Raw genomic sequence first — 26432 nt, 5'->3', positions numbered from 1 at the left:
CCGCCCGGTCTGGTTCGGCCCTAGGACCTACCTCGATCGTGGACAACATCAGTCGGCTGTTGATCGGAGATAGCGTCGATCGGCTCGATCTCCTGCGGAACCGGGTCGACGACGACCCACTTAGCACCGGACGCTTCCACACCTGGAAACATTCGGCGTACTTCGGGAAGCAGGTCCGCGACGAAGAGCAGGACTCTATCGGGCTTTCGTTCTGCAAGCTCATCAGGCGAAACGATCGGGATCCGAGTCACGGGCATGGTCCGGCCGCGTTTGGCGGTGGAGGCGTCGGCGACGAAGTCGACGTCATCCGTTGTCACGCCGGCGGAAGTCAGGAGCGCAACGGCCCGGGAAGCAGCACCGTAGCCTCCGACAGACAAGCCGGCGCCCCGCAACCCATCCAAATACGTTCGTACCTGTAGGACCGCCTCATCGTGCATCGCCCCGAGTCGGGCTACCTGGCGGGGGTCGAGCATGCCTGCGGCCTCCTCCGCCCGAAGCAGAGTCTCGACGGACGCAGGTTGGTCCCCCCAGCTACTTCCATTCTTGGCGAAGGCGAGCATCGTGGTTCCGTTGTTGTAGAGGGGATATGTCCACGCCCCGATCGCCGTCAAGCCGATCTCGGCCGCCATTCCGACCAATACCGGGGCTGTGTAGTAAGCGAAATGCCCATTGCGAAGCGAGTTCCACATGCCCTCGCGGACAATGGCTGTCGCGTCGAAGATGACCAGGAGAAGCACCCCGTTCGGGGCGAGGTGTGTCATCCGCTCCTCGAAGGCGGCGCGCTGATCGGGCGCATGCATCATTCCATGGACATCAACGATCAGATCGGCCTCACCGTCGATCACTTCCGAAACTCCGAACGGCGCTAGCTGACGGCGCCAGCTACCACCATGCGGACTCGGATAGTGCAGCACTCGTGAACCCGGAGGAATCATTCCCGCCTTGGCTGCATCGGCGACACTGCGCTCGGCCTGGAGGACGAGAGCAGCAGGCTCCACGCCCAGCACCTCTTCGGGGCTGGTCGGGTCGTCCTCGAGTTGGATCAAACCGCTCACAGTGCTCATGACCATGCGCGTTCGGTAACAGGGATCGGGAAGGGGATCGGATGGAAACGGGAACAGATCGGAGGGCGGCTGCATACCCAGATCGAGCACGACAACTCCCTCCGGGCGTCCGGACCATCGGTCACGCCAAGTCGAAATGGGCCGCGGATTGGGGTAATGCTCCGTAGTGAATTCGTCGGTCGCGTCCGGATACTCTGGCTCCATAGGTCACACCGTAAGACCAAATACGAGGACGCGATGGACGAGACGGGACGACCGGAGCCGGAGCGGAGCTTTCTCCGGTCAACGGCAGCACAGACGCGGCTTCACGAACTTGTGCCCGGCGGCGCACATACGTACGCGCGCGGGTCCGATCAATATCCGGAAGGAATGGCGCCGATCATCGTTCGCGGTGAGGGCGCCCGGGTACTCGATCTCGACGGCAATTGGTTCGTCGAATACGGGATGGGCCTGAGGGCTGTGACTCTCGGTCATGCGTACCAACCTGTTGTCGAAGCCGTGGCGCGGGGGGCTGCAAGCGGATCCGGATTCTCCAGGCCGAGCGTTTGGGAGCTCGAAGCAGCTGAGCGCTTCATACAAATGGTGCCGGGTGCGGAGATGGTGAAGTTCGCAAAGAACGGCTCTGATGTGACGACAGCCGCCGTGAAGTTGGCCCGCGCAGCGACGGGGCGCGACCTCGTGGCGGTCTGCAGTTCTCAGCCGTTCTTCTCCATTGATGACTGGTTCATCGGCACTACCGCCATGAATGCGGGAATTCCGGAAGCGACCCGTGCTCTGACCGTCGCGTTCGAGTACAACAACCTGCAGTCGCTCGCGCTGCTTCTGGCTCAATACCCGAACCGCATTGCAGCAGTGATCATGGAGCCGGCAACCGGAACCCTCGAACCCGATCCCGGCTTCCTCGAAGGTGTGAGAGATCTCGCGGACAAAGACGGATTCGTCCTCATATTCGACGAGATCATCTGCGGGATGCGGTGGTCATCCGCTGGCGCCCAGTCGGTCTACGGAGTGACTCCCGACTTATCGACATGGGGTAAAGCCCTGGGAAACGGGTTCAGCGTCTCAGCCTTGGCGGGCAAACGAAGCCTCATGGAACTCGGAGGACTCAACACCGATGCGTCACGCGTGTTCCTACTCTCCAACACGCACGGTGCAGAGGTGACCGGCCTGGCGGCATATCTTTCCGTCGCCGACGCATACAGCGAACGCGATGTCGTGGGAATCATGGAAACGCAGGGGAGCAAGTTGCGCTCCGCCCTGCTTCAAGTGATTTCCGAGGAGGGGATGAGCGATTACATTACGATCAGTGGCCGGCCTTCCGCGTTGCTGTTCGCGACCCGGGATAAAAACGGTCGACCATCCCAAGAATACCGAACCTTGTTCATCCAGGAATTGTTGAGGAACGGTGTCCTCGCGCAGTCCTTGGTGATTTCCGCAGCACACTCGGACGACGATATTGACATTACGGTCGTTGCCGTGGCTGCGGCAGCGAAGACCTATGCGAGGGCCATCGAACGGGGCACGACGGAGGGTCTCCTGGCTGGACGCTCTGTCGCGCCGGCTCTCCGGGAGTTTGCGGCTCCCAGACGGTTGGAGGGTCCGAAGTGACGGCGGTCGTCCTTCGGGATCGGATTGGCGCAGCTCCTACGCGCCGCTCACGGAAGATTCGGACGTGAGTGCCGCTGACCACGATCCTCGCCTAGCCCTTTGGGGAATGTTCGGTGTAGGGAACTTCGGAAACGAGGCCACGCTCACTGCCCTGTTGATGCGAGCTAGAGAGAGCCGCATCGTTCCGGTGGTCGTGTGCCCAGCGCCCGACAGGGTTCGTGCTGATTACTCGGTAGAGACCGTCTCGCTCGGTGACCCGGTCACAACGAACAAACGCACCGTGATCGGCCTTCTCCGGTTGGTCGCCAACCGAGCAGGAGTGCTTCGGAACGCATTGGCGATCGCTCGCTCTGTCGACGCAGTTGCGATCGCCGGGACCGGACCGTGGGAGGCATTCGCCTTCGGAAGTTTCGACATTCCGTATGAGATGTGGTGCCTGATGGTTGCCGCCAGGCTCACGCGAAGGCCTTTTCTAGTCTTGGACGTCGGCGCCGAACGGTCCCCGAGACCGATTGCGCGATGGTTCATTCGGCAGACAGCACGCTTCGCTTCGTATTTGTCGTTCCGTGACAGCTTCTCGGTCTCTGAGATGGTTGCCGATGGGGCCGGTTTCATCACGCAGGATTCTGTAGTGTGCGACCTTGCATTCGGGTTGCCCGGCGTCGAGCCCACGACGAGGTTCCCCCGGTCGGTTGTCGTGGGCGTCATGGAGTATTCCGGAAGAGTCGGAGATCGATCCCGGGGGTCGGAGACTCTCGACTCGTACAGAGATCGATGCTCGAAACTGCTCCGGAATCTTTCTGTCCGTGGATACGAAATCACGCTGGTCGGTGGTCAGGATCGGGATGTGGAATTCGCCTTTGAATTGAAGTCGACGATGCGTGCCGAGGGAGTATCCGTTGCCGTAGCCCCCGTACGCCGGTATGACGAGCTGATTCGCGTCATGTCGACCGCCCAGGTAGTTGTGGCCTCCCGCTATCACACGCTGATCATGGCGCTCTTGGCAAGGACTCCGATAGTTTCAATAGGGTACGCCGGCAAGCATGCCGAACTATTCGATCTGGTGGGGCTCGATGCGATGCACCGCGATATCGACAGTTTTGATACGGATGAAGTCGTGGGGCTTGTGGACGAATCGGTCATCAATTGCCGTCGATTAAGCATCTCGGTAGGGGACGCCGTTTCAGTCATGCAGGACCGGTTGGACGCCCAGTGGGTGGAGGTGAGCTCGCGGATCAGTGCGAAGAGGCTCAATCTCCGCCGTGTGGGATCGCAGCCATGACCGCTTCGGACCGTTTCCGAGTCACGGTCTATGACAAACCTCGCCATCGTCGTCCCCGTCAGAGTCGAACGAGCTGCACGAGCGAGAACCCGCTGCGTAGAGGAACGAGCAAATGACAGTAGTTCCGAGGGTGTCGGTGGGCGTACCGGTGTACAACGGCGAAGAGTATCTCGAGACCGCCTTGCGTGCACTGCAGAAACAGACATTGCGCGAGTTCGAGGTGATCATCTCGGACAATGCGTCTACCGACGGCAGCCGAGCCATCGCCGAGCGATTCGCGGTGGAAGATGAGCGTTTCCATGTCATCGGTTCGATGAAGAACGAAGGGATCCCACGCAACTTCAACGCCACGCTCGAAAGTGCAGCGGCACCGCTATTCATGTGGAATGCTGCCGATGATTTCGCACGACCGGAGCACCTCGAGGCGTGCTGTGCGGTGCTGGATGCCCATCCGGAAGCTTGGATCGCTTTTTCCCGTATCGACGCGATCGACGCCGAGGGACGGTTTCTGAACTCGAGAGACGATGAGAATCTTGACTTCGGGGGGCTCGATGCGAGTGGTCGGGTGGACCTTTTTCTGCGACGCCAGGTTTATCAAGTCATCGGATTCGGTGGCGTAATTCGAACGGATAGATTACGGGAGTACGGCGGGCTTCCTCCGTTCTACGGCGGGGATATCGTACTCGGGCTCGGCCTCGCGATAAAGGCGCCATGGATTCAAGTGCCAAGGGCCCTCTATGTGCGACGAATGCATGAAGGTCAGTTCGGAAAGTCACAGGGCGGCGATATCGCCACCCAGATTCGTCACTACGACCCGTCAATCAGACGCGAATATGCCTTTCCGCAGTGGTATTTGAACGGGCGATTGATTGCAGAAGCCGCCGCTGCGACCATTCCGCTTTCTGAACGCCTGAGGGCCGTTGCCAGCGTTTTACGTCGGTGGACCATCCCGAACTGGCGGTTCCTCCCGTTTGACGTCAAAAGAAACATGATTCACCTTTTCCGCGGCCAGTATTCGGCGGCAGGTGAGGGTGGCAGTTAGTGGCCTAATGCTGCGGTGAGCCGAACATCTGGTCTGCGTCGAAAGTCTTTCGGCGCAGAACATCGCGGTTCAATAGGGAGATCGGTTCGACGATTGCAGCTTCTTCTTCAACCACGTGAATGGGGCCGTGGGAGCGAAGCAAAGAGCCCAGATCAAGTCCCCGAAAGCGGCGAGAGGGTGTCTCGCGTGGAAGTGGGCACGAGCGGCACGTGCGGCGCTCCACGCGGCGAATCGATTGTTCAAGGAAAGCCGGTGAGTCAGATCTGCCGCGAGATCGACGTCGCCGCGTTGACGAGCGGACCAACGGTGTAGTCGCACGATTACACGGATTGCGCCGGCGAGCTCGCGGTATCTCTTGGTCACGTTTCCCGGATGCGCACGATAGTCGACAAGGACCTTCTCTCCAACGAGACGAACGGACCCAAGCCGGGCTAGCCCCAGGAGGAGGTCGAGATCCTGCGCCAGCCGGAATGATTGATTGAAACCTCCGACCTCGACGAATGCCTGTCGCCGAATCATTATGTTGGGCATGAAGATTCCAGTTGTCACGCCGCGGAAAACGTCATGGATGTCAACAGCCGTGCGTCGATCCGCGGGCGCCAGCTCCACGCCGTGCTCATCGATCGTTCTGAATCTGCAGTAGGACACGGCAATCCCGGGGTCGCGAGACATCAACGCCACGTGCTCTGCCAGCCGCTCCGGGTGCCAGACGTCGTCATCGTCGATGAACACCAGGAACCATCCCGACGTCGCGCCGGCTCCCTCGTTGCGGGCACGTGCAACCCCGACCTCTGCTCGATACATCGAACGGATACGAGGATCGAGCGACTCGAGCGCGCGAATGCTTTCGAGCGGCGCACTCCCGTTGTCAACGATCATGAGCTCGAAGTTGCTGTACGTCTGGGCAAGCACGGATTCGATCGCGGCGCGCAGAAAGGGTGCATCGCCGCCTCGGTTTGTTGCAAGTACGATCGACACAATCGGGTTATCCGTGCCCCCCATTATGGGGTTATCCAGCGGCAGTGCCATAACACGTCATTGTAATCGTTTCCGAGTCGTCCGGACGGTTTCGTCGTATGATAGCGCGAGGTGGCCGAATCATCGCGACCCGCACCATGCGATGTATCAATCGGATTGAGTGGGCCTCCTGCGCTCGCGTGCGACCAATGCGTTGCTAACGTGGAGCAACTGGGACTTCATCACGCGGGTGGGTCGATTGCCGTGATCAACGCCAATGTATTTCTTGCCGGACGAACATGGGGAGACGAGACATGAAGCGCCCGCCTTGGCCCGTTGTGGTTCGGATGCAGAACATCGAGGGCGCCGCGGGATCGGACGGCGGAAACTTCGCTAGTGCGTCCATTGCGCCATTCGCCCTTCCCCCGATCGTTAGCTCGTGGCTCGGTACTTTCTGTGTGAATACCGCGGAGCGCATCTTGGCGCTCACGTACGATGACGGTCCGCATCCCATTCATACTCCTTTGATTCTTGATGCACTCTCTGCGCGGGGCGCGACGGCCACATTCTTCGTTTTGGCCGCGCAGGTGAAGCTTTATCCGGAAATCGCACGGAGAATCGTCGAAGATGGTCACGAAGTAGCGCTGCACGGTATCGATCACCGCTCGTTGCGCACGATGTCTCCGCGCGAGGGTGCGGACAAAGTGCGACGTGCGAAGGAGTACGTTGAATCGATTGTCGGGACGCGGATCCGATTGTATCGGCCGCCTTACGGAGAATACCGTCTGCAGGATGCCATTCGTCTGATGCGTCTCGGGTTGGAACTGGTGATGTGGTCCGATGACTCTCGGGATTGGGAAGGCGGCGGCAAAGAAGTGATCGCCGCCCGCTCGGTGTCGGGCGCATTTCCCGGCAGTATTCTGCTGCTCCATGACAATCGCGGCGATCCAGAGACGCTCCCCACCCCGGACGAGCCCGATGACTACGACCGTGTGGGGCTTCTCGAGAACGTTCTGGACCTGCTCGACGAAGGCGGGTATCAGGCCGTCGGGGTCAGTGACATGTTCGATTCGTACCAGCGCGTGCGCAGTATCGCGCGGTATTCACGTATGGGCGAGCGAAATGGGGACTTGTCGAAGGACATGAAGTGACCGGTGGGTCCCACGGCACGTTGGGAGGCGCGCAGCGTTCTCACGTCACTCGCGTGTCCGCACGTGAACCGGCGCCGCATGTACAGGCTGACGCGCGCTCTCACACTCGTGGCTGAGACGCACTAAGCGCCCGCGGACTCTGGTGGCCTTGCCGTTTCCTCTCGAGCCAACGGGACCCAAGGCTGACGCCGAACACGAATCAGGATGTCGTTGAGATTCGGGGGCGGGTCGATCTGGGTCACGTTGGTGTCGGGTTTTCCGAATCGCCGGCCGAGCTGATGTCCCACTTGCCAGGTCGCATTGGCAATCAATGGTTTGATCTCTCCTGCAGCGAGTCGGCGGAATGCGGCCGCCAACTTGGCCCGAAGCCACCTACCACCACTCGAGATCACCTCGATGGGTGGCCTGGAAGTGCTTGACGGGTCCGTCGGTGGGTTCAGGTCACCGATTGCTCTGATGACTCGTGCATAGCGGTAGCTGAGCACCGCTTGTCCGGTGCCCCAGCTGTAGGACTGTCGGGCGATCTTGCGGAGAGACCGGCGTTGCCGGAGGTGATACTCGGCATCGCAAATGGACAGCGGATAACCGGCGAGCTGAATGCGCCACGCGAGGTCGGCATCCTCGCAAGTCCTGAGGTCTTCGTCGAAGCCATTCACCTCGCAGTAGAGATCCCGACGTATTCCGAAGCTGCCGGATCCGGTCGCGGGGAAATCGGGGAGCACTTCCAGCTTGAATACGAACGGGCCGGAGTGACTCCAGGTAACGGAAGCGTTTCCTCGAGAATTGAGCCGATCAAACTCGACCTGACCGCCGACGTAGGGCGCCCGCTCAAGTGCGGACGAGAATGCCAGCAGCCAATCATCCGCTACCACGTCATCGGCGTCGCAGAATACGAGGTAGGGCGCACCGCTCGCCGCGGCGCCGACGTTTCTAGCAGCCGATGCCCCACGACGTCGAGAAGCGTCGATCAGGCGTAGTTGCGGTAGTTTTGCGCGCCATTGCTCGACAACGGCACGAGTTTGATCTGTCGATCCGTTGTCACAGACCAGAATCTCCCACGGCACGTCAACGACTTGCCTTGCGAGTGCGTCCAACTGCTCGCCGATAGTTTCTGCGGCATTGTAAACCGGCACAATAACGGAGATCAAAGGGGGAACTGTCGCATGCACGATGAAACCCCCGAATAACGATGCTGCCGGACTAAAGTCCGGGGCATGCACTTCCGTAGCCGCCTGAGTGTTCTCTCAGATATGGTAATCCAGTTCCTGTCTGCCGCGTGCCCCCATTTGACGGCACGCGAGCTTCGTCGAACGGGTGGCCACGGCGACTCGTCTCTATTGAGTCTTCGCTCTGCGGCCGGGGCCGATGCGACGTGCCAGCCAGCTGACGGGGGCACCAGGCGCGAACCGGGCGGCCCACGCGATCTCGGAGATCGCGGAACCGATGTGCCCATTGCGGACGAGACCCCGCACGGCACGGGAAGTTCCCCATGCCGCGTACCGTCCGTTCGCTCTGATGCTGCTGGCGAGGTCCGCAGCGAGTACTCGGTCGTTCCGCTGGAGCGCAGCCCACTTGTGAAGTTGGAGGACGGCTTTCACCGACACAGCGACATCGCGATGGCGCAGGGTCGTATTGTCTGCGTGACTGCGATACGACACCAGAGGACGACCGTCCACGAATGCCACATTTCCAACTTTCGCGAGTCGCAGGAGGAGATCCAAGTCCTCAGCAATTTCGAAGGCAGGATCGAACCCACCGACCTGAATGAAAGCGCTGCGGCGGATCACCATGTTGGGCATGAGGATTCCAGTGGTTCGTCGATAAACGTCATGAATGTCTCTGACGGGTGTCTGGTCGCCAGGCGCTATTTCGCGGCCGGTTTCGTCGATCGTCTTCATGCGACAATAGGAAATCACCGCGTTGGGATTGGAATCCATTACTGCCAGGTGTCTGGTGAGTCGATCAGATTCCCATAGATCATCGTCATCGAGGAATGCGATCAAGCTGCCCTCAGTGTGATTCGCGCCGATATTCCTTGCACGAGCCACGCCAATTCCGCTAACCCGAATGGAGTTGATTCGTGGATCTGTCTGCACGAGTCGTGAGATGGCGTGTGAACTCGGGCTACCGTCATCCACAATGAGAAGCTCGAACAACGAATAGTCCTGATGCAGGACGGATTCAACTGCCGCCTCGAGGAACGGAGACGAATCAGCGCGACTCGTCGCGAGAACCACCGACACTTTCGGTTTTGTTCCTTGAGGCTTTGCAGCCATCGTCGCCTCATCTTCCTCGCGGCCAACGTCTGTTTCGTCATCCTATGAGGGCAGTCGCTCTCGCCCAACGTTCGGTGTGGTCGCGCTCAGGACGCCCTTCTGGGTGGTCGGTTACCTGGCCATGGGTCGGGCAACTGTCGTGGATCGTGCCGCCTGCAGCTGCAGCCTCCCGAGACGCGAGTGCCGTCAGCAGCATTCTGCGCGTCACGGCTTCTTAGACACGGGGGCCATTGTGCAGAAATCCGCGGTCGAGCGAAGCGAGCGTTGGGGCGCCGCATGACGCCATGGTGTTGCGGAGCTCTTCCGCCAGCCCCAAGAGGACACCTTCGACTCCTGTGGCGCCTTCTGTGGCGAGGCCCCAGAGGATCGGCCGGCCGATCCCGACGAGTGTGGCCCCCAGAGCGATCGCGCGCAGTGCGTCGACCCCATGACGGATGCCGCCGTCAACGATCACAGGGGCTTCGGCGGCGACTTCGTCCACGACCTCAGCGAGCACCGCTGCCGTCGAAGCGACGCCTGGTACCTGACGGCGACCGTGGTTGGAGACGATGATCCCCGACGCTCCTCCTTGTATGGCCCGGGCTGCGTCGCTGGCTCGCATGATCCCCTTCACATGCACGGGAAGGCCGGACATATCGGCGAGCGCGGCGATATGGTCCGTCGTGATCGCAGGATCCATTTCGTCGGCCATTTCTGACCAATCCAGACTCGGGTAGTTGGCGGGCCGCACACCCATCTTCGAGCGAGTCGCAGAACGGAAACCAGGGCTCGCGATGGTTCCGGGATAGTCGAGGGTGAGCACGAGCGCGCCGGCGCCCGCCGCAACGGCCCGCTCGACATAGTCCTTCGTGAGGCCGCGATCTTTCATGAAGTACACCTGCGCCCACCACGGACCGGTGGCGCTTTGGGCGAACTCACTCACCTCGACGGTCGCGGAGCTCGAATAGATCATGAGAGCGCCCGCGGACCCTGCCGCAGTGGCCGTTGCGCTCTCCCCATCAGGATGCGCCAGCTGCTGTGCGGCCGTTGGCGCTACAACGAACGGGGAAGGCAGTATCGCTCCTCCCCGATGCGCGGCGACCGGCAACCGCACCGAGACATCCACCGATGCGAGTCCCGCGAACATTCGGGGAAGCACGTGCAGACGCTGCCACGCGTCGTGATCGGTGTCCGGATCTCCCCCCGCGACGCTCGAGTAGAACTGCCACCCGGTCGGAGACAGCGCCGCCCGCGCGGCATCGCGCAATGCTTCGTATTCCACGGCGCCATCCTCGCAGAGCCCAAGTCAGAGACGTGCGCCGATGGTCGGACGGGTCCAGTTCGCACGGCGGCACCGGAGGTGCGAACGACATTGGACCCCGAATGGGGACGGGAAATCGAGCAAGTCTCACGGATACGCTGACAGCGGGTGCGGCTTATGCGGCATGCAACCGCATGGCGCGGACCGGCCGCTCACTTTCGCCTGAACCGGATTAGGGCGGCCGTAATGCCGGCTGGAGGTACACATGAAGGTCGTGTTGTTCTGCGGCGGCATGGGCATGCGCATCAGGGCCGACAATCAGTCGGCGCCGAAACCCATGACGACGATCGGCGATCGTCCGATCCTCTGGCACATCATGCGGTGGTACGCGTACCACGGCCACACCGACTTCATCCTCTGCCTGGGATACGGCGCCAACGCCGTGAAGAGCTATTTCCTGGACTATCGGGAGACGGCATCCAACGACTTCGTGCTCAGCGATGGAGGCCGAGACATCCAGATGCTGAGCACGGATATCTCGGACTGGCGCATCACGTTCGTGGATACCGGCCTGCACACGTCGATCGGCGAACGGCTGAGGAGGGTGCGGCCGTACCTCGAAGGCGACGAGATGTTCCTGGCGAACTACGGCGATGTGCTGACCACCGCTCCGATCAACAACATGATCGACTCGCTTCCGGCCGACCAGGTGGGGAGCCTTGTCGCCGTTCCGCCGCAGGACTCGTTCCATGTGATCGGGTTCGACGAGGACGGCACGATGCGAGGTCTGTCGCCCGTCGCCGGCATGAACATGTGGATCAACGGGGGCTTCTTCGTTCTGCGGCAGGGCATCTTCGACTATCTGGAACCCGGGGACGATCTCGTTACGGACGGATGCGTTCGGGCGGCGGCCGAAGGGCGCTTCACGGCGAACAAGTACACGGGATTCTGGGCGTGTATGGACACGCTGAAGGAACGTGCCTATCTCGAGGAACTCCACGCGAGCGGCGCTGCGCCGTGGGAGTTATGGCATGTCGACGCACAACAGGTGGCGGTAGAGGCTCAGGCGCTCGTTGACGCGCAGGTGGCGATCGCTCCGTGACGGGCATTGCCCTCGCGCTGCCATCCGGTCCGCTCACCGTCTTCGCGATCGGCGCGCATCCGGACGACATCGAGATAGGTTGCGGAGGCACGCTGCTCGGACTGGCCGAGCGCGACGACATCGACATCCGAACTCTCGTGCTGACCGGAACCGAAGAGCGGCAGGCCGAGGCGATCGCCGCAGCCAGAAGGTTCGGCGTGCCGCATCCTCCGGTCTTCGGAGGACTACCGGATGCGCGCCTGCCCGAGCATTGGGGTGAGACGAAGGACGCCCTGCACTCGTTCCGCGACATGGGGCCTGAGCCCGATCTGGTTCTGGCCCCGCGGGCCGACGACGCGCATCAGGACCACGCGCTGATCGGAAGTCTGGTGTCGACCGTGTGGCGAGGACCCCTGATTCTGCACTATGAGATCCCGAAGTGGGACGGGGACCTCGGCCGTCCATCCGTCTATGTTCCGCTGACTCGCGAGTTGGCGGCCAGCAAGGTGAGGCGCCTGCACGACTCGTTCCCCAGCCAGCGTCATCGGGACTGGTGGGACGAAGACTTCTTCTTCGGCATCATGCGGCTGCGCGGCGCGGAGACCCAGAGCCGTTACGCGGAAGCGTTCTCCGTCGGCAAGCTGGCCCTGTCTCTGCGCTGAGTCTTTCTCGGCGGCACGGCCGGTCGATCAGAAGATCTTGCGTACGGTGCGCTCGATCCGGCCGCCCGGCGGAGGAGTCGCCGCGGACGTGCAGAGGTCGATCACTTCGTCGTCCGCAGGAACGTCGAGGTAGGCGCCAGCGGCGTCCGCGCCGACGTCGTCGAGGCTCGTCAGTTGTGGGAAGAGCACGATCGCGCCTGTCGGAAGTGGGGAAGGAGGCGCGGGAGGATGCAGGCCCAGCGCGTCCGCGATCGCGTGGAAGAGCGGACGACCAAGGCCCGGCGGCCGCAGGTGCGCGGTGGGCGTGGCGCGAGGGTTCAGCTCGATCAGCGAAGCGACGGAGCCGTCGGGGGACAGGATGAAATCGAGTCCGAAGAAGCCGGACAGGCCCAACTCCCTGGCGAGCGCACGGGCCGCGTGAGCCATGCGCTCGTCCGTGATCGGCTCCACGATCATCGCCGGCCCGTTTCCGGGTCGAGCGCGAAGGACCCTGACGGCCACGAGATCCAGCACCTGGCCGTGCAAGGCCGCGGCAGTCAGGGTGGCGGGGGCGCCCTGCACGAAGCGCTGCGCACTCACGGTCGGTCGAGTCCGTCGCACGGCCGACTCGAGAAACGACGAGTCGTGGTCCAGTGCGAGGCGTCCGAAAGCCTCGACGATGGGCTGGGCCCTCGACAGCGTGCGGTACGCCGATCGTGCAGAGTCGAGGTCGCCGACGATGTTCACCTGCTGGCCGCCGAAGCCCCCATCGACCTTGAGAACGGCGGGGAACCCGAGCGTGTCGACCACGTCCGCGAGGCTCGCCGCCGTGATCGAGGACGTGAGGGGTGTGGTGATTCCGGATCCGTGTGCGATCCGTCCGATCTCGACCCTGTCGTGGCGGACCCCATAGCTTCGCGGGTCGCCCAGGGAGAGTTCCACCGTCTGCGACGCCCTGTCGTCGAGGTCGCCGTGCTGGTACACGTCGAACAGGGCGGCTGCGCCCAGATCGTCGGCCGGGACGACGAAGTCGAACGGTGTCGAGTTCAGCGCGCGTGCGACCGACGCACGCGAACTGAGTGGTGCGACAGTTCCAGCGCACTCGATCCACGAGATCCCGTACAGCGGATGGCCCTTCGGGCCCAGGAGGTGCACGGAGAAGCCCGCATCGCGGGCGGCGAGCGCCAGCCGTGCGGTGTCACGCCATCGGTGGCCCGTGATCAGCAGCAGTCGGGGTTCGGGTTGAGGACTGCGGTCCTCGCTCACGTCCGACTCGCGGAGGCCCCGCCGGACCGTCGGCCGAGGTGCGCGGCGATCCGCGGTGACGTGAATTCGGTTCCCACGACGAAACGCAGCAGTGGGCCGAACGTTCCTGCGGCTGCCGCGCCGGCGAAGTACAGGCCGGGCATCGATGACTCGAAGTGGTGGGACAGCATGGGCATCGCACCGACTCGTCTGATGGATCCTGCGACCGCGGGATCCAGGAATGCAAGCTTGTCGATGTTCGCGGCGTAACCGGTGGCGCAGATCACGTGGTCGACCTCGAGCGCGGATTCCCCAGCATCCGGCGATTCCAGGGTGAGGATCACGCGGCCGTCCTCTACGCGAGCACCGGTGGGGGTCGTGCGTGTGCGGACGTCTGCGTTGTTCATGACCGTGTCCCGCAGCCACCATGGCGAAACGGGTCCGAGGTGCTTGCGCAGCACCTCGAGCCGGAAGTCGCTGGGGAGATGGCGGTAGGCGTCCGGAAGCTCTTCGCAGAGCTTGGAACGCAGACCGGGGCCGAGCCCCGATGAGGGGTTGCGCACGCGCATCCACAGACTCGGGTGCAGGTCTTCGGGCCGTGGAACATTCCAGAACGGGATCTCGGCACGTCGCGCGATGAGGTGGACGTGGGCACCGGCGTCGACGAGCGCGGCAGAGACTTCGACCGCGGAGGACCCGGCTCCGATCACGGCAACGTGCTTTCCGGCGAACTCGTCGAACGTGCGGTGTGCTCCGCTGTGCGTCACGTGGTCGCCGAGTTCCGAGAACAGGTCGGGCACGTACGCGAAGTGGCTGATGCCGACGGCGATCACGACGCGTCGTGCCGTCACCGTCTCGCCATCGCCGAAGTCCAGCGCGTAACCGCGATCTTCGGCGGTGAGGCGGGAGACGAGCCGCGTGTCCAGCTCGGGAACGAAGTGGCGCTGGAAGTCGAGGGCGTAGTCGGCGAACTGGTCGAGCGTCACGCGCGGCTCGCGGTCGCCGTAGACGACTCCTGTTCGCTCCGAATGCTCGCCGAGGGTCCAGCCGTCGACGGGTGCGGCGAGGCTCGAGGCGAAGCCGTCCGACTTGAGGAGCATGCCAGCAGGCATGTTGTTCTTCCAGGTGGCCATGGGCACCCCGTAGGTCCGCGTCGCCACGCCCTTGTGAGTCAAGTGAGCCGAGATCGAAAGGCCGTACGGGCCGGCCCCCACGACCGCAACGTCAGTGTCCATGTCGCACTCCTCGCCGCCCCTGCCGACGGTCACCACCGTCGGTGTCGGGCTCTCTTCCCCTCAGAAACCCACGTGTCGGCATGCATCGTTCATCCCAGCTGAGCCAGGTCGTGGTTGCCGGATGCGTCGATGGCATGCTGAATCTTACTCAGAGATGGTCGCCCTGCTGCGGCCGTGCTTCGCCGGTGCGAGAGGGACGACTCCGTCGGTGTAGAGCTGCTCGTACGCGTCGACAACGCGGTCGAGGCTGAACTGGGATCCGCGAGCTGAGCTGCGCTGTGCGAGCAGGGCACGGGCTTCGGAATCGGCGAGAAGATCGCGAAGCGCGACGCCGATCGACTCTAGAGGGGCGAGGACGCCGGCTGCGCCGTCGTCCGTCACGTACTGCGCCCCGATGTTGGGGGTGGCCACCACCGGCAATCCGCTCGCCATGGCCTCCGCGTAGGGGATCCCGAACCCCTCGTAGTCGGACGGCAGGCAGAACACCCAAGCCCTCTGATACGCCTCCACCAGCTGCGCGTCGGTCAGCTCGCCGAGGACCACGACGCCGGGGCCGGGATCCGCAGGGGCGTCCCTGCACACCATCTCGAGACGGGCAGAGGGGATCGACGGCAGTACGTCTCGCTGGAAGACCCGCGCCAGGTCGGCGCCGCGCTTGCGGTTGGTCCACGTTCCGACGAACAGGACCGTCGGGGCGTCGGACCGTCGCTTCGCGTCGGGTCGGAATCGTGTCGCGTCGACGCCGTTCGGGATCACCGTCTTCACCCAGGGCGTCCAGCGACGGGTTCGCGGAGAGACGACGGATGTGCGGTCGGCAACGATACTGGCCAGCACCTCGCTGAAACCGAGAGCCACCATGCGCAGCTTCTCGGTGAACCCCTTGATGTGGATGGCCTCTTCGAAGCACGAGCCGTGGATGGTCCTCACGTGACGAGCCACGCGGCGGCGCCACAGCCAATAGTCGTCGCCGTGGGCGTGCAGAACGTCGTAGGAGCTGAAGTCCACCCGTCGCAGGTGCAGCGCGAATCGGAAGGTGCGCATCCGGCCGGAGAGCTCGATTCTCCGATGGCCGTACACCGCACCCTCCACCGGAGGGCACTCGCTGAAGACGTCGACATGGTGTCCGCGTCGCACGAGCTCGGTGGCGAGCTCGTGCACCTGGTAGCCGACCCCGATCTTGCTCCCGCTCGGCAGGTAGTAGGAGATCATCGCGATGCGCAGTGGTCGCGCCGTCCCGGTACTCATCCGCGGAGTCCGTTCGCCAGCGTTTCGAGCCAGGCGCGACCGTATTCGAGGTCGGGTTCGAGGTAGTTGCCCTCTGCCCACTCGTTCCACGACTTGACCCAGAGCAGGCGCTCCTGCTCGGGTCGATCACGCAGCGTGGCGAGGGCGTGGTCGAGGTTCTGCGCGAAAGCGTCGGGGTTCGATCCGGTCAGGGCCAGTCCGCGAGCGCCCGACCGTGGCGTGTTGTCCCAGTTCGGGTACACGCTCGGCTGCAGGAGCGCATCGGATCTCACCGGCTCCCATGGCGATGCATCCGTCGAGTACGGATACGCCTCCGGGCCGCCGAGCTTCCGCCGTACACGCATGCGAAGCACGTCGGAGCGGTCGCGACGGGCGGGCAGCCGAACGTACACACCTGCGTCGAACCCGTCGGCGCTCGTGCCTCGGTAGCGAGGTCCCTGGCCGAGCAGATCGCTGATCTCGGCCACCAGGTAGAGCCCGTCGAGTCCGGCCGTTCTCGCCATCTGCTGCCATCGGTCGACGAACGCCGCGGCATCCGGAAGTTCCTCAGGGCGGAAGACGTAGAACACCGGCTTGCCGTTCACACGCAGGTAGCGGTCGTCGCGGAGGGCCGGAAGGATCGCGTCGAAGTGTGCCTGGTCGTCCTCCGGCCCCGGGTAGGTCTGTTGTCGGAGCACGCGGTTCTCTGCGCCGTGCCAGATGCCCGTCCAGGTCTGATTGGCCCACCCGAGACAGAACCGGATCGATGGATGCCCCGACTGAAGCACCTCGGTGAACGGGCGTTCGAGGATGCGCGAACCGGCACCGAACCAGTAATGCCAGTAGCAGAATGCCTCGACCCCATATGCCAGGGCCAGATCGCTCTGCGCCAGTCTGGCCTCGGCCAAGCGGAGGTCGTAGAAGCCCAGATCGGCGGGCAGGTGCGGCTGCACGTGCCCGCGGAAGAGGGGCCGAGCGCGGGCGGCGTTGGTCCACTCCGTGAATCCCGGCCCCCACCACTCGCTGTTCTCGGGTATCGGATGGAACTGCGGGAGGTAGAACGCGATAGCTCGGGCAGCGAGCTCGTTCATGATGAGGCGAGCAGCTTTTTCTCGACCAGCTGATCGATGAACGCCGCCGTGTCCGCCTGCGCGACGGCGGCACTGATCTCGTATTCGGCGGCCAAGGCGTGTTCGAGCTCGTCCGTCGTGCGTTCCTCGGTCAGCAGCTTCGCCAGGAACGCGCCGGATCCGTTGGTCGTGAGGTACGTCGAGGACTTCAGGTCGAGGATGACCAATTCGCCGTCGATCTCCTGCCAGGTGATTCCGTCGCTACGAAGTTTCACGGTTCCCTCGGGTGGATGGCTCGATGTGGCTCAACGATAGGGAACCAGGGCCGCTTGCGGGAGCCCCCAAAGCGCGGGTCCAGACGTCCATGGTGACCTCTGCGCTCCTTCGCACGTCGAATCGGTCGATCGCGCTGGCGCGAGCGTCTCGCGCCATGGCCTCGCGTTCCGTCGGGTGGTCGGCCATCCAGCACATCGCGGCCGCGAGAGCCCGGTGGTCTCCCGGCTTCACCAGCAGCCCCAAGCGCGTTCGGGTCACGCCGTCGGCCGGCGATTCGATCGGATGATCGGCGTCGAGGATCTCCCGCATGCCGCCCGCGTCGGTACCGATGACCGGCACGCCGGCGAGCATCGCCTCGACGACCACCTGGCCGAACGGCTCTGGAACGGGGGATGCGTGCACGAGCGCCGTCAGTCCCGCCAGTTCCCCGCTCGGATCGGAGACCCAGCCCGTGAACACGACGCGCTCGGAGATGCCGAGGGCGTCGGGCAGTCTCCGCACCTCCGCGGCGAACTCGCCGTCGTTGAACAGGGCATCCCCGATGATGCGGAACCGGGCATCCGCAAGTCTGTCCTCGAGCAGCGCCGCCGCGTGCAGGAACTCGACCTGGCCCTTGGTCGGCGCGATGCGGCCGACGAGACCGAACGTCGGAGGAACGATGTCGGATCGCGTTGGCGTGCGCAGCGAGGGGATGTCGACGCCGGGGTAGGCGACGGCGATCCGTCGATCCGGCGTGCCGGGCACCGTCTCGCGCGTCGCGACCGAGTTCGCCACGATGGCCCGGGGACCGAACCGTGCCAGCATCCGCATCGTCAGGACGAGCACCCGCGGAAGGTAGTCGGGCGCAATGCGGTCGTGGAGGTGCCATACCCAGCGCCGCCCCGCCAACGGTGCCGCGAATGCGGTCAGCACCGCTGACTTGAGCGTGTTCGCCACGACCAGATCCGCCTTCGCACCGCGGATCGCGGAGGCGAGGCGCGGCACGATCGCCAGGGTGTGCAGCGCGTTGCGAATGATCGTGACGGGTGAGGAGACAGCCTCGGCGCGTCCCGCTCCCGTCAGCTCGCCGGAGACGGGCAGCACGGCGACGCGGACTCCCTCTTCGCGGAGGCGGGGCACAAGGGGGCCTTCCGCCATCAGCAGCACCATCGGCTCGAAGCGTGAGCGATCGACGGCCGTGAGCAGTCGTGCCATCGCTACCTCGCCGCCGGCGAGGGCCGCAGTGTGATCGATGAGCAGGACACGGTCGATCATGGTCGTCACCCTCGCTGCCGCGCTCGCCGCGGGGCGGTGGCGTTCACGGTGAGCGCTGGCCCGTTCATCCGGTCTCCTCGGGGTCGCAGCTTGCGGCCGACGCGCAGGTGCGTCATTCGATCCTGCCGATCCGGACCGCGTGACGCCACACGCGGCGTCTCGGGATCGCAACGAGCGTATCCGGATCGGCCGTTGCCCTGCAGCGACCCGTTCAAGGGGTCGGTGCCGGCCGCATCCATCCCGATTCCGCCCAGTTTTGGGGCGAGGAGCCCAGGTGCTCCCCGCGATACCCTGAGCGGATGACGGTCGCGGCGGTGGTGTACTCGCGCAACGAGGCCGACCTGCTGCCCCCGTGCCTGGCCGCGCTGACCGGCTTCGACGAGGTGATCGTCTGCGACATGCAGTCGACGGACGACACGGTCGGCGTTGCCGAGCGCGCAGGAGCCCGTGTGGTCGAGGTCCCGGACGCCCGTGTCATCGAGGAGGTGCGTCAGCGCGGTCTCGACGCGGCGGGAACGTCCTGGGTGATGTTCGTCGACGCCGACGAGATACTCCCGCCCGGTTTCAGCGCGCACGTTCGCCGGATGATCGCATCCGCCGACTCGGACGGGACCGTCGCCTACAGGCTGCCGTACGCGAACGTCGCCTTCGGACGGCCGCTTCACTCGACGCTGGTCGGAAGCGCGAAGTATTCGCTGATGTCACGCTCAGGGGTCCGCTTCCCGACACCCGGTCGGGCGCACGTTCCGCCGGACTTCGACGGTCCGGTCAAGGATGCGCCGCCGAGCGTTCCGCAGATCCTGCACCTCAACTTCCGCGGTGCCGAGCAAACGGTCGAGAAGACCCTGCGGTATTCGCCCGATGTCGCCGGCGAGTCTTCGCTGCTCACCCCGACCGGCCTCATCAGAGCGCTGCTCCGCGCAACGGTGTTCTCACGCGTGTGGGCGGACGGCTACGCCGGCGTCGCCGTGGCGACGGCCACCGTCTTCGGGCGCTGGTACGCCGCCCTCCTGCGAGCCGAGCGGGCAGGGATTCTGGGCGACGACCTGCCTGCCCGGGAACTGAGACGCCTCTCGAGCGCGAGCCGGTGGCAGGAGGCCGCGATCCGGTCTCGGGAGACGGTTCGTTCTGTGACGCGGCGGTCGCGTCGCGCATCGCGTCGTCCGGAATAGTGCACGACGATGACGCGCATCGTGCACGTGACTCGGCTGCCACCCAGTCCATCGGGAGTGGCTCTCTTCGCGCATGACATGAACGCCGCCTACGCGCTCCTCGGCGAGGTCGAGGACCATCGCATGCCGCCGGATCCCCACGATTCGCAGTCGTTCCCGCTCGCGTGGCGGACCTGGCGTGCACTGCGACGAAGGGTGAGCAGGCACGACGACGCGTTCGTTGTGGTCGAGATCGCCGGTCGCGGCGTGGCGGAGACGTGGGCCGCCTGGCTCCTCACTCTCACCGGTAGGCGCGTCTGGGTCACGGTGCACGACGTCCCTGCCGTCAGCGGCGGAGCCTTCCTCTCGCGCAGCCTCGATCGCCGGCGGCGGAGATGGCTCGGCGTTCGGCTCTCTCGCACCCTCGGCCGTCGCGTCGAGCGTGGACTGCTGCGTCGCGCGGAGAGGGTCATGGTGCTCTCCGATGCCGGGGCGCGAGCCCTGGCCGAGGCGTACCGGCTCGAGCGCCCCGTCCTGGCGGTTCCGCACGTCATCGAGCCATCGGCATCCGTCATGGCTGATCGCCGGATCCTTGTGCCCGGCTACGTGGGGGACGCCGACGCCGTGTCCCCGCTGGTCCGCGGGCTGGTCGATCTGCCCCGCCCCTGGCGCCTCGTGGTCGGCGCGGCCGCTGACAGTACGCTCGCCACGATCCGGGACGAAGCTAGACTTTTCGGCGTCGAGGATCGCATCGACCTGCTGGGACTGATCGATGAGGATTCCCTCGATCGGGAGTTCTGTCGTGCGGCCATCGTGGTGCGATGGAGACCGGGCGGATGGTCGTCCGGTCCCGCCGCCTTCGCGGTCTCCGGCCCGGTCATCCGAGCGCTCGGCCGTGGCTGTGCGGTGGTCTCGAACGACCGGAGAGGGGTTGCCGAGTGTCTGGCGGCCGCGGATGCCGTCGTCGTCGGTGACGGCGAGGAGGGGGCGATCGACATGATGACCGCTGTCGCGCGACTCGTCGCCGACGATGAGCTTCGGGTGTCGTGCGCGGAACGCGGGCTGGCACACGCCGCCGACCGCCATACGCCCGCGTCCGTTGCGGCACTTCTACGAGGAGCTCCGGCATGAACTGGCGGCACACGCTCGGCCGCGTCGTGCCATCGGGACGGCGGTTCCTCGAGGGCTTCCTCAACCGGGTGGTCATGCACGTCGCCCCGAACGAGTTGCGCATCGGCATGATGCGGATGCTCGGCGCCGAGATCGGCCCGCATGCCTACCTCAATTCCGGAACCGAGGTGCTCGCACCCGAGAACCTCCGCATCGCGGGCGGACTGCACATCGGCCGGTTCTGCCAGGTGGACGCCCGCGGCGAGATCGAGATCGGCCACGATGTCGTGATCGCCGGTCACGTGCTGCTCATCACGGCCGACCACGACATAGCGGATCCAGGATTCGGCGGCCGGCTCGGCCGCATCGTCATCGGCGACCGGGTGTGGATCGGCAGCCGCGCCGTGGTCCTGAAAGGTGTCACGATCGGCGAGGGTGCGGTCGTCTCGGCCGGATCCGTGGTTTCGAAGGACGTTCCGCCGTGGACGATCGTGCGCGGTGTTCCGGCGCAACCCGTCGGCGAGCGACCCAAGGATCAGACGTACCGCATCGACTACGGATCACGCTGGCACTGAGACGGACGGTCGCGGTGATGACCAGGTCCGCAAGAACGCGGGGCCGACCTTCAACGGCTCAGATGATGTCGGCGAAGCCGCGTTCGTAACGCTGGAAGACGAGCACCCCCGCGAAGAGGACGACCACCGCGCTCACCGGCAGGGCGATCAGTTCCCAGGCTGCCGGCACCGGCTGCCCTAGCAGCGACCAGCGCACCGTCTCCATCAGCCAGGTCAGCGGATTCAGCTCGAAGAGCCAGCGCAGATTCGCGGGCACGGCCGAAAGGGAGTAGGCGATGGGGGTCGCGTAGAGGAGGATCTGCAGCACCCACGGCAGGATGTACGCCACGTCGCGGTACTTGACCGTGATCGCGGAGGCGGCAACGCCGAGACCGCACGCCAGCATCAGCGTGATGACCAGCCACACCGGCGTCAAGACGATCGGCCATCCGGGATTCACGCCGTAGATGAAGAGCAGCACGATGAGCATGACGAAGGCGACCGCGAAGTCGATGAGCACGGAGATGATGCTCGACAACGGCACGAGAAGGCGCGGGAAGAACACCTTCGACACGAGCGCCTGGTTGGAGACGAGCGACCCCGATGCGCGACTGACGACGCTGTTGAACGCGGTCCACGCCAGCATGCCGGCGAAGCTGAACAGGAAGTACGGAACGCCGCCGGACGGGAGCTTCGCAACCTGCCCGAAGATCACCGCGAAGATGCCGGCAGAGGCGATCGGCTGCAGAACGACCCAGGCCACTCCGATCGCGGTCTGGCGGTAGCGCAGCACGATGTCCCTGACGCCGAACCGGTACAGGACCTCGCGCGCCTCCCAGAATTCGCGCCACGGCGGAATGTTGAAGCGGCCGGGCGGTCTGATGATCGTGCGGGTCATGAGTCGATCTCGTAGTCGAAGTCGGCAAGGACCACTCCGTGCTGCATCGCCTCGTCGGAGGTGAGCTCGGGGTACGGAGACGCCGGCAGCACCTCGAAGGAGTCTGCGGCCTCCCAGGAATCCAGGACGCCCGCCTGGCACACGAAGAGATCGACGGTGTAGCGCCCTGGCCTGAACCACAGCGACTTGATCCGGAGTGCCCCTCGCTGCGGTTCGGCCGGATCGAACCAGGCGCCGGTGAGGCGGGAGTCGCACTGCACGATGACGTTGCCGTTCGCGTCATTGATGTGGCACGACACGAAGTATTTGCCGATCAGCCTGGGATTGGTGCCGACCTCGAACTCGATGACCGTGTCATCCGTCGGGTCCTGCGACTGATCGACGACTGCCGCTCTGGTGAACCGAAGGGCACCGGTGCCGGGTCGTCTCGCCGCGTCGCGCTGCTCGGTCTGGAACGACTCGAACGTGCTGCGGTACTGCTCGAGCGCACCGTCCACGCTTCCGTAGTACGACAGGCGGCCGCGCTCGAGGAACATCGCAGAGGTGCAGAGCGAGGTGACCGTCTGCGCCTGGTGGCTCACGTAGAGCACGGTGCGGCCGCTCCGCGCCACGTCGCGCATCATCGCGAGGGACTTCGCCTGGAACTCGGCGTCGCCGACCGCGAGCACTTCGTCGATGGCGAGGATCTCGGTCTCGAGGTGGGCGGCGACCGAGAACGCGAGCCGCACGTACATGCCGGAGGAGAACCGCTTGACCTGGGTGTCGAGGAACTTCTCGACGCCCGAGAACTCCACGATGTCGTCGAAGCGCCGCTTGATCTCCTTGCGGCTCATGCCGAGCAGTGAGCCGTTGAGGTAGATGTTCTCCCTGCCGGTGAGCTCGGGGTGGAAGCCCGTTCCCACCTCGAGCAGACTGCCGACCCGGCCGCCGAGATCGATGAGTCCGCTGGTCGGTGCCGCAACGCGCGTCAGCAGCTTCAGCAGCGTGCTCTTTCCGGCACCGTTCCGGCCGACGATGCCGACGGCCTCGCCCCACGGGATGTCGAACGATACGTCGTCGACGGCGGAGAAGTCGGTGTAGGTGGCGCGACGCAGCGGATGCCGCATCCGCTCGATCATCGCGTCGGTGATCCGGTTCGCGCGCGCCGATCCGTCGACGATCCGGTACGTCTTCGTCAGGTTCTCGACGGTGATCGCGGTGTCGCGCATGTTCGGCATCGCTCCCGCTTGTGTGATGCAAGACGGCCGGTCAGAGGCCGCCTTGATGCTACCAGCAGCCTTCCTGCACGCCGCGGGGCCGTGTACCCCCAGATCGGGCGTCCGGAGGCTGGAGAACCGCCGAGCATGAGACGATCTCATCATCGCCGGGCGGTGTCGCAGATTGTGGGGAGGACGGATGGAACGCCGACAGCTGCATGTCATCACTCCCGGCGATCATTTCTCTCCACGCACCGGCAGTGCCATTCCCACGGTGGTCGATGGACTCGCGGCGGCGACGCCGCCGGATGCTCTCCGTCCTGCCGTGCTCGTGGCGCGCGGGACGTACGCCGACCGATATGACACGGCGGAGGTGATCGAGTACCGGAGCGTGCGCCATCACCGGGCCGATCGCTATCTGGATGCCGCCATGTCGAGGATCGCTCTGCCACGGGTCATGGCCCGCCGTGAGTACGCTGCGACCGTTCGGGACCAACGAGCCTGGGATCCGTCGGTCATCATCGCCCACAACGCGGTGCAGCTGGTGCCCGACATCGACGCCGACAGGCACCTCCCCGTGCTCTATGCGCACAACGACCTGCTTCACACGTATTCGCAGCGGGAGTCGCGCAGGGTGCTCGGACGCGTCGGGGCGATCGTCTGCGTGAGCGCGGCCCTTGCCGATCAGATGTCCGACTCGCTGCCCGCGGAACTGCGAGAGCGCATCGCCGTCGTGCACAACGGAATCGACACCGGCCTGTTCCGTCCTCGCGACGACCTCGAGCGGCGAGATGAACTTCGCGTGGTGTTCGTCGGCAGAGTGATACCCGAGAAAGGACCGGACGTCCTTCTCGAGGCTCTGTGCAGGCTCCAGCGCACAGACGTTCGCGCAACGATCGTCGGCACCTCGGGCTTCTCGGCCGAAGCTCCGCTGAGCGCATACGAACGGTCGCTGCGACGTCTCGCCGAGCCGCTGGGGGACCGGGTGACCATGCGGCCGTTCTCGCCGAGACGGGAGATCGCGGACTTGCTCCGCGAGGCGGACGTGGTCGTCGTTCCGTCGCGGTGGCTCGACCCGTTCGCTCTCACGGTTCTGGAGGGGATGGCGTCCGGCGCCGCAGTCATCGCGAGTGACATCGGCGGGATCCCGGAGGCGGCGGGGTCTGCCGGTCTGCTCGTCCCTCCCGACGATCCAGCGGCTCTTGCCGAGGCGATCACATCGCTGGCCGACGACGAGAATCTTCGTCGTCGCCTGGTTTCCGCGGGCCTCGAGCATGCTCGGGCGAACACGTGGACCAGCGTCAGGGCCCGATTCGACACGGTCGTGGAACGGGCGATGGCCGGCAGGCCATGACCACCGTTCGCAGTGGCCGCTGCCTGAGGACCGGGGACGTAAGGAAGTGCCGATCCACGTCGCCGCCGCCCGATTCCGGCGTGGCCCGCTCACTTAGCATGTCTCCATGGAGCGTGCGAGGGTGAGGGCAGGCGGAGTGACGCCGGTCGTCGTCGCTGTCGCCACCCTGGCAGTGGTCGTCGGCGTGAGCCTGGGCGTGCTGAGCGTGAACAGCTCGCTCATCGCCCTCGTCGTCGGTGTCGTGGTCCTCCTGGCCGGTGTCATGGTCCGCGATCCGACGATCGTTCCGGTGCTCGCCGTTCCCGCGACGCTCGTGCTCACCAGGGTGGGCGGCGCGCTCAGCATTTCCGATGTCGTGCTCGCACTGGCATCCGTCGTGTCACTGCTGATGCTGCGCGGGCGTGGTGCTGTGGTGCTCATGCCTCTCGTCTGGGCGGGGATCTTCTACCTGGCAACCGCCATCCCCACGCAGTTGGTGAACCCGTACACCGCGAACATCACGGAGTGGGTGCACGAAGTCTTCCTCATCCTCGGCAGCCTCATCGTCGGCTTCGTGATCGGACGAGAGAACCGAGCGCGGATGGCCCTGACCATCTACCTGCTGGCGTGCAGCGGCATCGGGATCGCCGTGATCTACGTGTCGTTGACCACGTTCGCTCAGACCGGCGAGTTCGCCCCCGTCTTCCTCGGCGACCTGAACAAGAACACGACGGGAGGCATGCTCGCCATCGCCGCCGTCATCGCTTTCGCTCGTCCGATCTGGCTCAGGTGGTCCCCTGGATGGTCGTGGGCTGCCGTCATCGTGTGCTCGCTGGGCGTCGTGGCCGCGCAGTCCAGGCAGGGCCTCATCGGGGCGATCGTCGGCATTCTGATCGTGAGCATCAGGGCGAGGCCGCAGACCGGTCGCCGAGTGCGCATCGTCTGGTTGGCCGCCATTCCCGGCATCGTCTGGGTGCTGAGCGCGCTCACGGCCCAGCTGCAGTCCGACAATCAGTTCAACTCGGCCCACCAGCGCGTGGACTGGTACACGCAGTCGGTGCAGATCTGGCTCACGTCTCCCGTCTTCGGCGTTGGCATGCGGTGGTGGTACACCGACCGGTTCGCCGGCCAGTACCAGGCGTTCCAGCCGCCGAACGCCGAGCTCGAAGTGCTGACGACGGTCGGCGTGTTCGGGCTGATCGGCTTCTTCGTCATGTTCGCGGTCGCCGGCTGGTACCTGTGGAAGATGGATCCGGTGTACGGCACCGTGGGCTTCGCGGTCGTCGCCACACGATTCACCCAAGCCCAGTTCGACCTCTATTGGGTCGCGGGGCAGGCGTCACTGCTCTGGATCGTGGCGGGAATCTGCTACGGCGCGAAGGCGATGGACGATGCCCGCCGGGCGCGAGGGGAGCCGCTGTCCTGGGAGCTGCCGCCTGATCGACGCAAGCGCAGGTTCCCGCGGTCGGTCGCGCCACGCTCGCGGTCCGTGCGGTCGGGAACGGCCGTCTAGTCGAGGCCGCCCCTCCGTGTCCCGTTCTGGG

At 64.8% G+C, this 26432-nt stretch carries 24 protein-coding genes; 11 read left to right on the top strand and 13 right to left on the bottom strand.

Annotated features, from left to right (window positions below):
* Positions 1–20: 20 nt before the first annotated feature.
* Entirely contained in the window at positions 21–1154 is a 1134-nt protein-coding gene (locus HII28_RS08335; protein WP_170024973.1) for a class I SAM-dependent methyltransferase, read from the bottom strand.
* Between the two features lie 147 nt (positions 1155–1301).
* On the opposite strand from HII28_RS08335, the gene HII28_RS08330 reads away from it, so the two are divergent.
* The 3 genes from HII28_RS08330 (at position 1302) to HII28_RS08320 (ending at position 4996) form a co-directional block, all read left to right on the top strand.
* The gene (locus tag HII28_RS08330; RefSeq protein ID WP_170024972.1) at positions 1302–2672 is read left to right on the top strand and encodes a glutamate-1-semialdehyde 2,1-aminomutase; all 1371 of its coding nucleotides are present in this window, start codon (positions 1302–1304) and stop codon (positions 2670–2672) included.
* Positions 2673–2736: 64 nt separating this feature from the next.
* Positions 2737–3954 carry a polysaccharide pyruvyl transferase family protein gene (locus tag HII28_RS08325; protein ID WP_170024971.1) on the top strand — a complete coding sequence of 406 codons (1218 nt, stop codon included), beginning with the start codon at positions 2737–2739 and terminating at the stop codon, positions 3952–3954.
* 112 nt (positions 3955–4066) lie between these two features.
* Positions 4067–4996 (top strand): glycosyltransferase family 2 protein, encoded by a 930-nt coding sequence (locus HII28_RS08320; RefSeq protein ID WP_170024970.1) that lies wholly within the window; start codon positions 4067–4069, stop codon positions 4994–4996.
* 69 nt (positions 4997–5065) lie between these two features.
* Here the strand turns inward: HII28_RS08320 and HII28_RS08315 are convergent, their stop codons facing one another.
* On the bottom strand, positions 5066–6025 hold the full coding sequence (locus HII28_RS08315; protein ID WP_170024969.1) for a glycosyltransferase family A protein: 960 nt from the start codon (positions 6023–6025) through the stop codon (positions 5066–5068).
* 275 nt (positions 6026–6300) lie between these two features.
* On the opposite strand from HII28_RS08315, the gene HII28_RS08310 reads away from it, so the two are divergent.
* Positions 6301–7104, top strand: coding sequence for a polysaccharide deacetylase family protein (locus tag HII28_RS08310; protein ID WP_170024968.1), 804 nt, complete (start codon positions 6301–6303; stop codon positions 7102–7104).
* Positions 7105–7226: 122 nt separating this feature from the next.
* Here HII28_RS08310 and HII28_RS08305 read toward each other — a convergent pair whose 3' ends face one another.
* The 3 genes from HII28_RS08305 to HII28_RS08295 form a co-directional block, all read right to left on the bottom strand.
* Positions 7227–8252 carry a glycosyltransferase gene (locus HII28_RS08305; protein WP_170024967.1) on the bottom strand — a complete coding sequence of 342 codons (1026 nt, stop codon included), beginning with the start codon at positions 8250–8252 and terminating at the stop codon, positions 7227–7229.
* Between the two features lie 186 nt (positions 8253–8438).
* Entirely contained in the window at positions 8439–9380 is a 942-nt protein-coding gene (locus HII28_RS08300; RefSeq protein ID WP_170024966.1) for a glycosyltransferase family A protein, read from the bottom strand.
* A 214-nt stretch (positions 9381–9594) separates the two neighbouring features.
* On the bottom strand, positions 9595–10641 hold the full coding sequence (locus HII28_RS08295) for an alpha-hydroxy acid oxidase (protein WP_170024965.1): 1047 nt from the start codon (positions 10639–10641) through the stop codon (positions 9595–9597).
* A gap of 244 nt (positions 10642–10885) precedes the next feature.
* On the opposite strand from HII28_RS08295, the gene HII28_RS08290 reads away from it, so the two are divergent.
* The gene (locus HII28_RS08290) at positions 10886–11722 is read left to right on the top strand and encodes a glucose-1-phosphate cytidylyltransferase (protein WP_170024964.1); all 837 of its coding nucleotides are present in this window, start codon (positions 10886–10888) and stop codon (positions 11720–11722) included.
* A complete protein-coding gene (locus tag HII28_RS08285) occupies positions 11719–12363 on the top strand; it encodes a PIG-L family deacetylase (RefSeq protein ID WP_170024963.1) in 645 nt (214 codons plus the stop codon). Before HII28_RS08290 ends, HII28_RS08285 begins: the two co-directional genes overlap by 4 nt.
* 27 nt (positions 12364–12390) lie before the next feature.
* On the opposite strand, the gene HII28_RS20680 is transcribed toward HII28_RS08285, so the two are convergent.
* The 6 genes from HII28_RS20680 to HII28_RS08255 form a co-directional block, all read right to left on the bottom strand.
* Complete coding sequence (locus tag HII28_RS20680) at positions 12391–13608, bottom strand: ATP-grasp domain-containing protein (RefSeq protein ID WP_170024962.1); 1218 nt, start codon at positions 13606–13608, stop codon at positions 12391–12393.
* Positions 13605–14822 carry an FAD-dependent oxidoreductase gene (locus HII28_RS08275; protein WP_170024961.1) on the bottom strand — a complete coding sequence of 406 codons (1218 nt, stop codon included), beginning with the start codon at positions 14820–14822 and terminating at the stop codon, positions 13605–13607. Before HII28_RS08275 ends, HII28_RS20680 begins: the two co-directional genes overlap by 4 nt.
* Before the next feature lie 144 nt (positions 14823–14966).
* Complete coding sequence (locus HII28_RS20170; RefSeq protein WP_277348400.1) at positions 14967–16067, bottom strand: glycosyltransferase family 4 protein; 1101 nt, start codon at positions 16065–16067, stop codon at positions 14967–14969.
* The gene (locus HII28_RS08265; protein WP_170024960.1) at positions 16064–17137 is read right to left on the bottom strand and encodes a glycoside hydrolase family 99-like domain-containing protein; all 1074 of its coding nucleotides are present in this window, start codon (positions 17135–17137) and stop codon (positions 16064–16066) included. Before HII28_RS08265 ends, HII28_RS20170 begins: the two co-directional genes overlap by 4 nt.
* Positions 17134–17391 (bottom strand): PqqD family protein, encoded by a 258-nt coding sequence (locus tag HII28_RS08260; protein ID WP_170024959.1) that lies wholly within the window; start codon positions 17389–17391, stop codon positions 17134–17136. Before HII28_RS08260 ends, HII28_RS08265 begins: the two co-directional genes overlap by 4 nt.
* On the bottom strand, positions 17378–18646 hold the full coding sequence (locus HII28_RS08255; protein WP_170024958.1) for a glycosyltransferase: 1269 nt from the start codon (positions 18644–18646) through the stop codon (positions 17378–17380). The genes HII28_RS08260 and HII28_RS08255 overlap by 14 nt, the downstream gene beginning before the upstream one ends.
* A 299-nt stretch (positions 18647–18945) precedes the next feature.
* Here HII28_RS08255 and HII28_RS08250 point away from each other — a divergent pair, with 299 nt between their 5' ends.
* From HII28_RS08250 to HII28_RS20485, 3 genes are read left to right on the top strand one after another with little or no spacing between them, the layout of a single operon-like run.
* Positions 18946–19818 carry a glycosyltransferase gene (locus HII28_RS08250; protein WP_170024957.1) on the top strand — a complete coding sequence of 291 codons (873 nt, stop codon included), beginning with the start codon at positions 18946–18948 and terminating at the stop codon, positions 19816–19818.
* A 9-nt stretch (positions 19819–19827) separates the two neighbouring features.
* The gene (locus tag HII28_RS08245; protein ID WP_170024956.1) at positions 19828–20928 is read left to right on the top strand and encodes a glycosyltransferase; all 1101 of its coding nucleotides are present in this window, start codon (positions 19828–19830) and stop codon (positions 20926–20928) included.
* Positions 20925–21482 carry an acyltransferase gene (locus tag HII28_RS20485; RefSeq protein ID WP_170024955.1) on the top strand — a complete coding sequence of 186 codons (558 nt, stop codon included), beginning with the start codon at positions 20925–20927 and terminating at the stop codon, positions 21480–21482. The genes HII28_RS08245 and HII28_RS20485 overlap by 4 nt, the downstream gene beginning before the upstream one ends.
* 58 nt (positions 21483–21540) lie before the next feature.
* Here the strand turns inward: HII28_RS20485 and HII28_RS08235 are convergent, their stop codons facing one another.
* Together HII28_RS08235 and HII28_RS08230 are read right to left on the bottom strand one after the other, a co-directional pair.
* On the bottom strand, positions 21541–22359 hold the full coding sequence (locus HII28_RS08235) for an ABC transporter permease (RefSeq protein ID WP_170024954.1): 819 nt from the start codon (positions 22357–22359) through the stop codon (positions 21541–21543).
* Positions 22356–23567: an ABC transporter ATP-binding protein gene (locus HII28_RS08230; RefSeq protein ID WP_170024953.1), complete on the bottom strand. Its 1212-nt coding sequence runs from the start codon at positions 23565–23567 to the stop codon at positions 22356–22358. The genes HII28_RS08235 and HII28_RS08230 overlap by 4 nt, the downstream gene beginning before the upstream one ends.
* Positions 23568–23754: 187 nt before the next feature.
* Between HII28_RS08230 and HII28_RS08225 the strand changes: the two genes are divergently transcribed.
* Together HII28_RS08225 and HII28_RS08220 are read left to right on the top strand one after the other, a co-directional pair.
* Positions 23755–24909 carry a glycosyltransferase family 4 protein gene (locus tag HII28_RS08225; RefSeq protein ID WP_170024952.1) on the top strand — a complete coding sequence of 385 codons (1155 nt, stop codon included), beginning with the start codon at positions 23755–23757 and terminating at the stop codon, positions 24907–24909.
* Between the two features lie 106 nt (positions 24910–25015).
* Positions 25016–26401 (top strand): O-antigen ligase family protein, encoded by a 1386-nt coding sequence (locus HII28_RS08220; RefSeq protein WP_170024951.1) that lies wholly within the window; start codon positions 25016–25018, stop codon positions 26399–26401.
* The last annotated feature ends 31 nt before the right edge of the window (positions 26402–26432 follow it).

The organism is Planctomonas sp. JC2975 (assembly GCF_012985205.1).
Classification (GTDB): Bacteria; Actinomycetota; Actinomycetes; order Actinomycetales; family Microbacteriaceae; genus Humibacter.
The sequence above is the reverse complement of the archived record's forward strand: the minus strand, read 5'-3'. Positions and strand labels throughout refer to the sequence as shown.

Excerpts from the sequence above, each read along its gene's own strand:
- HII28_RS08330 (WP_170024972.1), top strand. The coding sequence starts at position 1,302 with ATGGACGAGACGGGACGACCGGAGCCGGAGCGGAGCTTTCTCCGGTCA.
- HII28_RS08320 (WP_170024970.1), top strand. The coding sequence starts at position 4,067 with ATGACAGTAGTTCCGAGGGTGTCGGTGGGCGTACCGGTGTACAACGGC.
- HII28_RS08315 (WP_170024969.1), bottom strand. The coding sequence starts at position 6,025 with ATGGCACTGCCGCTGGATAACCCCATAATGGGGGGCACGGATAACCCG.
- HII28_RS08310 (WP_170024968.1), top strand. The coding sequence starts at position 6,301 with ATGCAGAACATCGAGGGCGCCGCGGGATCGGACGGCGGAAACTTCGCT.
- HII28_RS08300 (WP_170024966.1), bottom strand. The coding sequence starts at position 9,380 with ATGGCTGCAAAGCCTCAAGGAACAAAACCGAAAGTGTCGGTGGTTCTC.
- HII28_RS08290 (WP_170024964.1), top strand. The coding sequence starts at position 10,886 with ATGAAGGTCGTGTTGTTCTGCGGCGGCATGGGCATGCGCATCAGGGCC.
- HII28_RS08275 (WP_170024961.1), bottom strand. The coding sequence starts at position 14,822 with ATGGACACTGACGTTGCGGTCGTGGGGGCCGGCCCGTACGGCCTTTCG.
- HII28_RS20170 (WP_277348400.1), bottom strand. The coding sequence starts at position 16,067 with ATGAGTACCGGGACGGCGCGACCACTGCGCATCGCGATGATCTCCTAC.
- HII28_RS08265 (WP_170024960.1), bottom strand. The coding sequence starts at position 17,137 with ATGAACGAGCTCGCTGCCCGAGCTATCGCGTTCTACCTCCCGCAGTTC.
- HII28_RS08255 (WP_170024958.1), bottom strand. The coding sequence starts at position 18,646 with ATGATCGACCGTGTCCTGCTCATCGATCACACTGCGGCCCTCGCCGGC.
- HII28_RS08250 (WP_170024957.1), top strand. The coding sequence starts at position 18,946 with ATGACGGTCGCGGCGGTGGTGTACTCGCGCAACGAGGCCGACCTGCTG.
- HII28_RS08245 (WP_170024956.1), top strand. The coding sequence starts at position 19,828 with ATGACGCGCATCGTGCACGTGACTCGGCTGCCACCCAGTCCATCGGGA.
- HII28_RS20485 (WP_170024955.1), top strand. The coding sequence starts at position 20,925 with ATGAACTGGCGGCACACGCTCGGCCGCGTCGTGCCATCGGGACGGCGG.
- HII28_RS08235 (WP_170024954.1), bottom strand. The coding sequence starts at position 22,359 with ATGACCCGCACGATCATCAGACCGCCCGGCCGCTTCAACATTCCGCCG.
- HII28_RS08230 (WP_170024953.1), bottom strand. The coding sequence starts at position 23,567 with ATGCGCGACACCGCGATCACCGTCGAGAACCTGACGAAGACGTACCGG.
- HII28_RS08225 (WP_170024952.1), top strand. The coding sequence starts at position 23,755 with ATGGAACGCCGACAGCTGCATGTCATCACTCCCGGCGATCATTTCTCT.
- HII28_RS08220 (WP_170024951.1), top strand. The coding sequence starts at position 25,016 with ATGGAGCGTGCGAGGGTGAGGGCAGGCGGAGTGACGCCGGTCGTCGTC.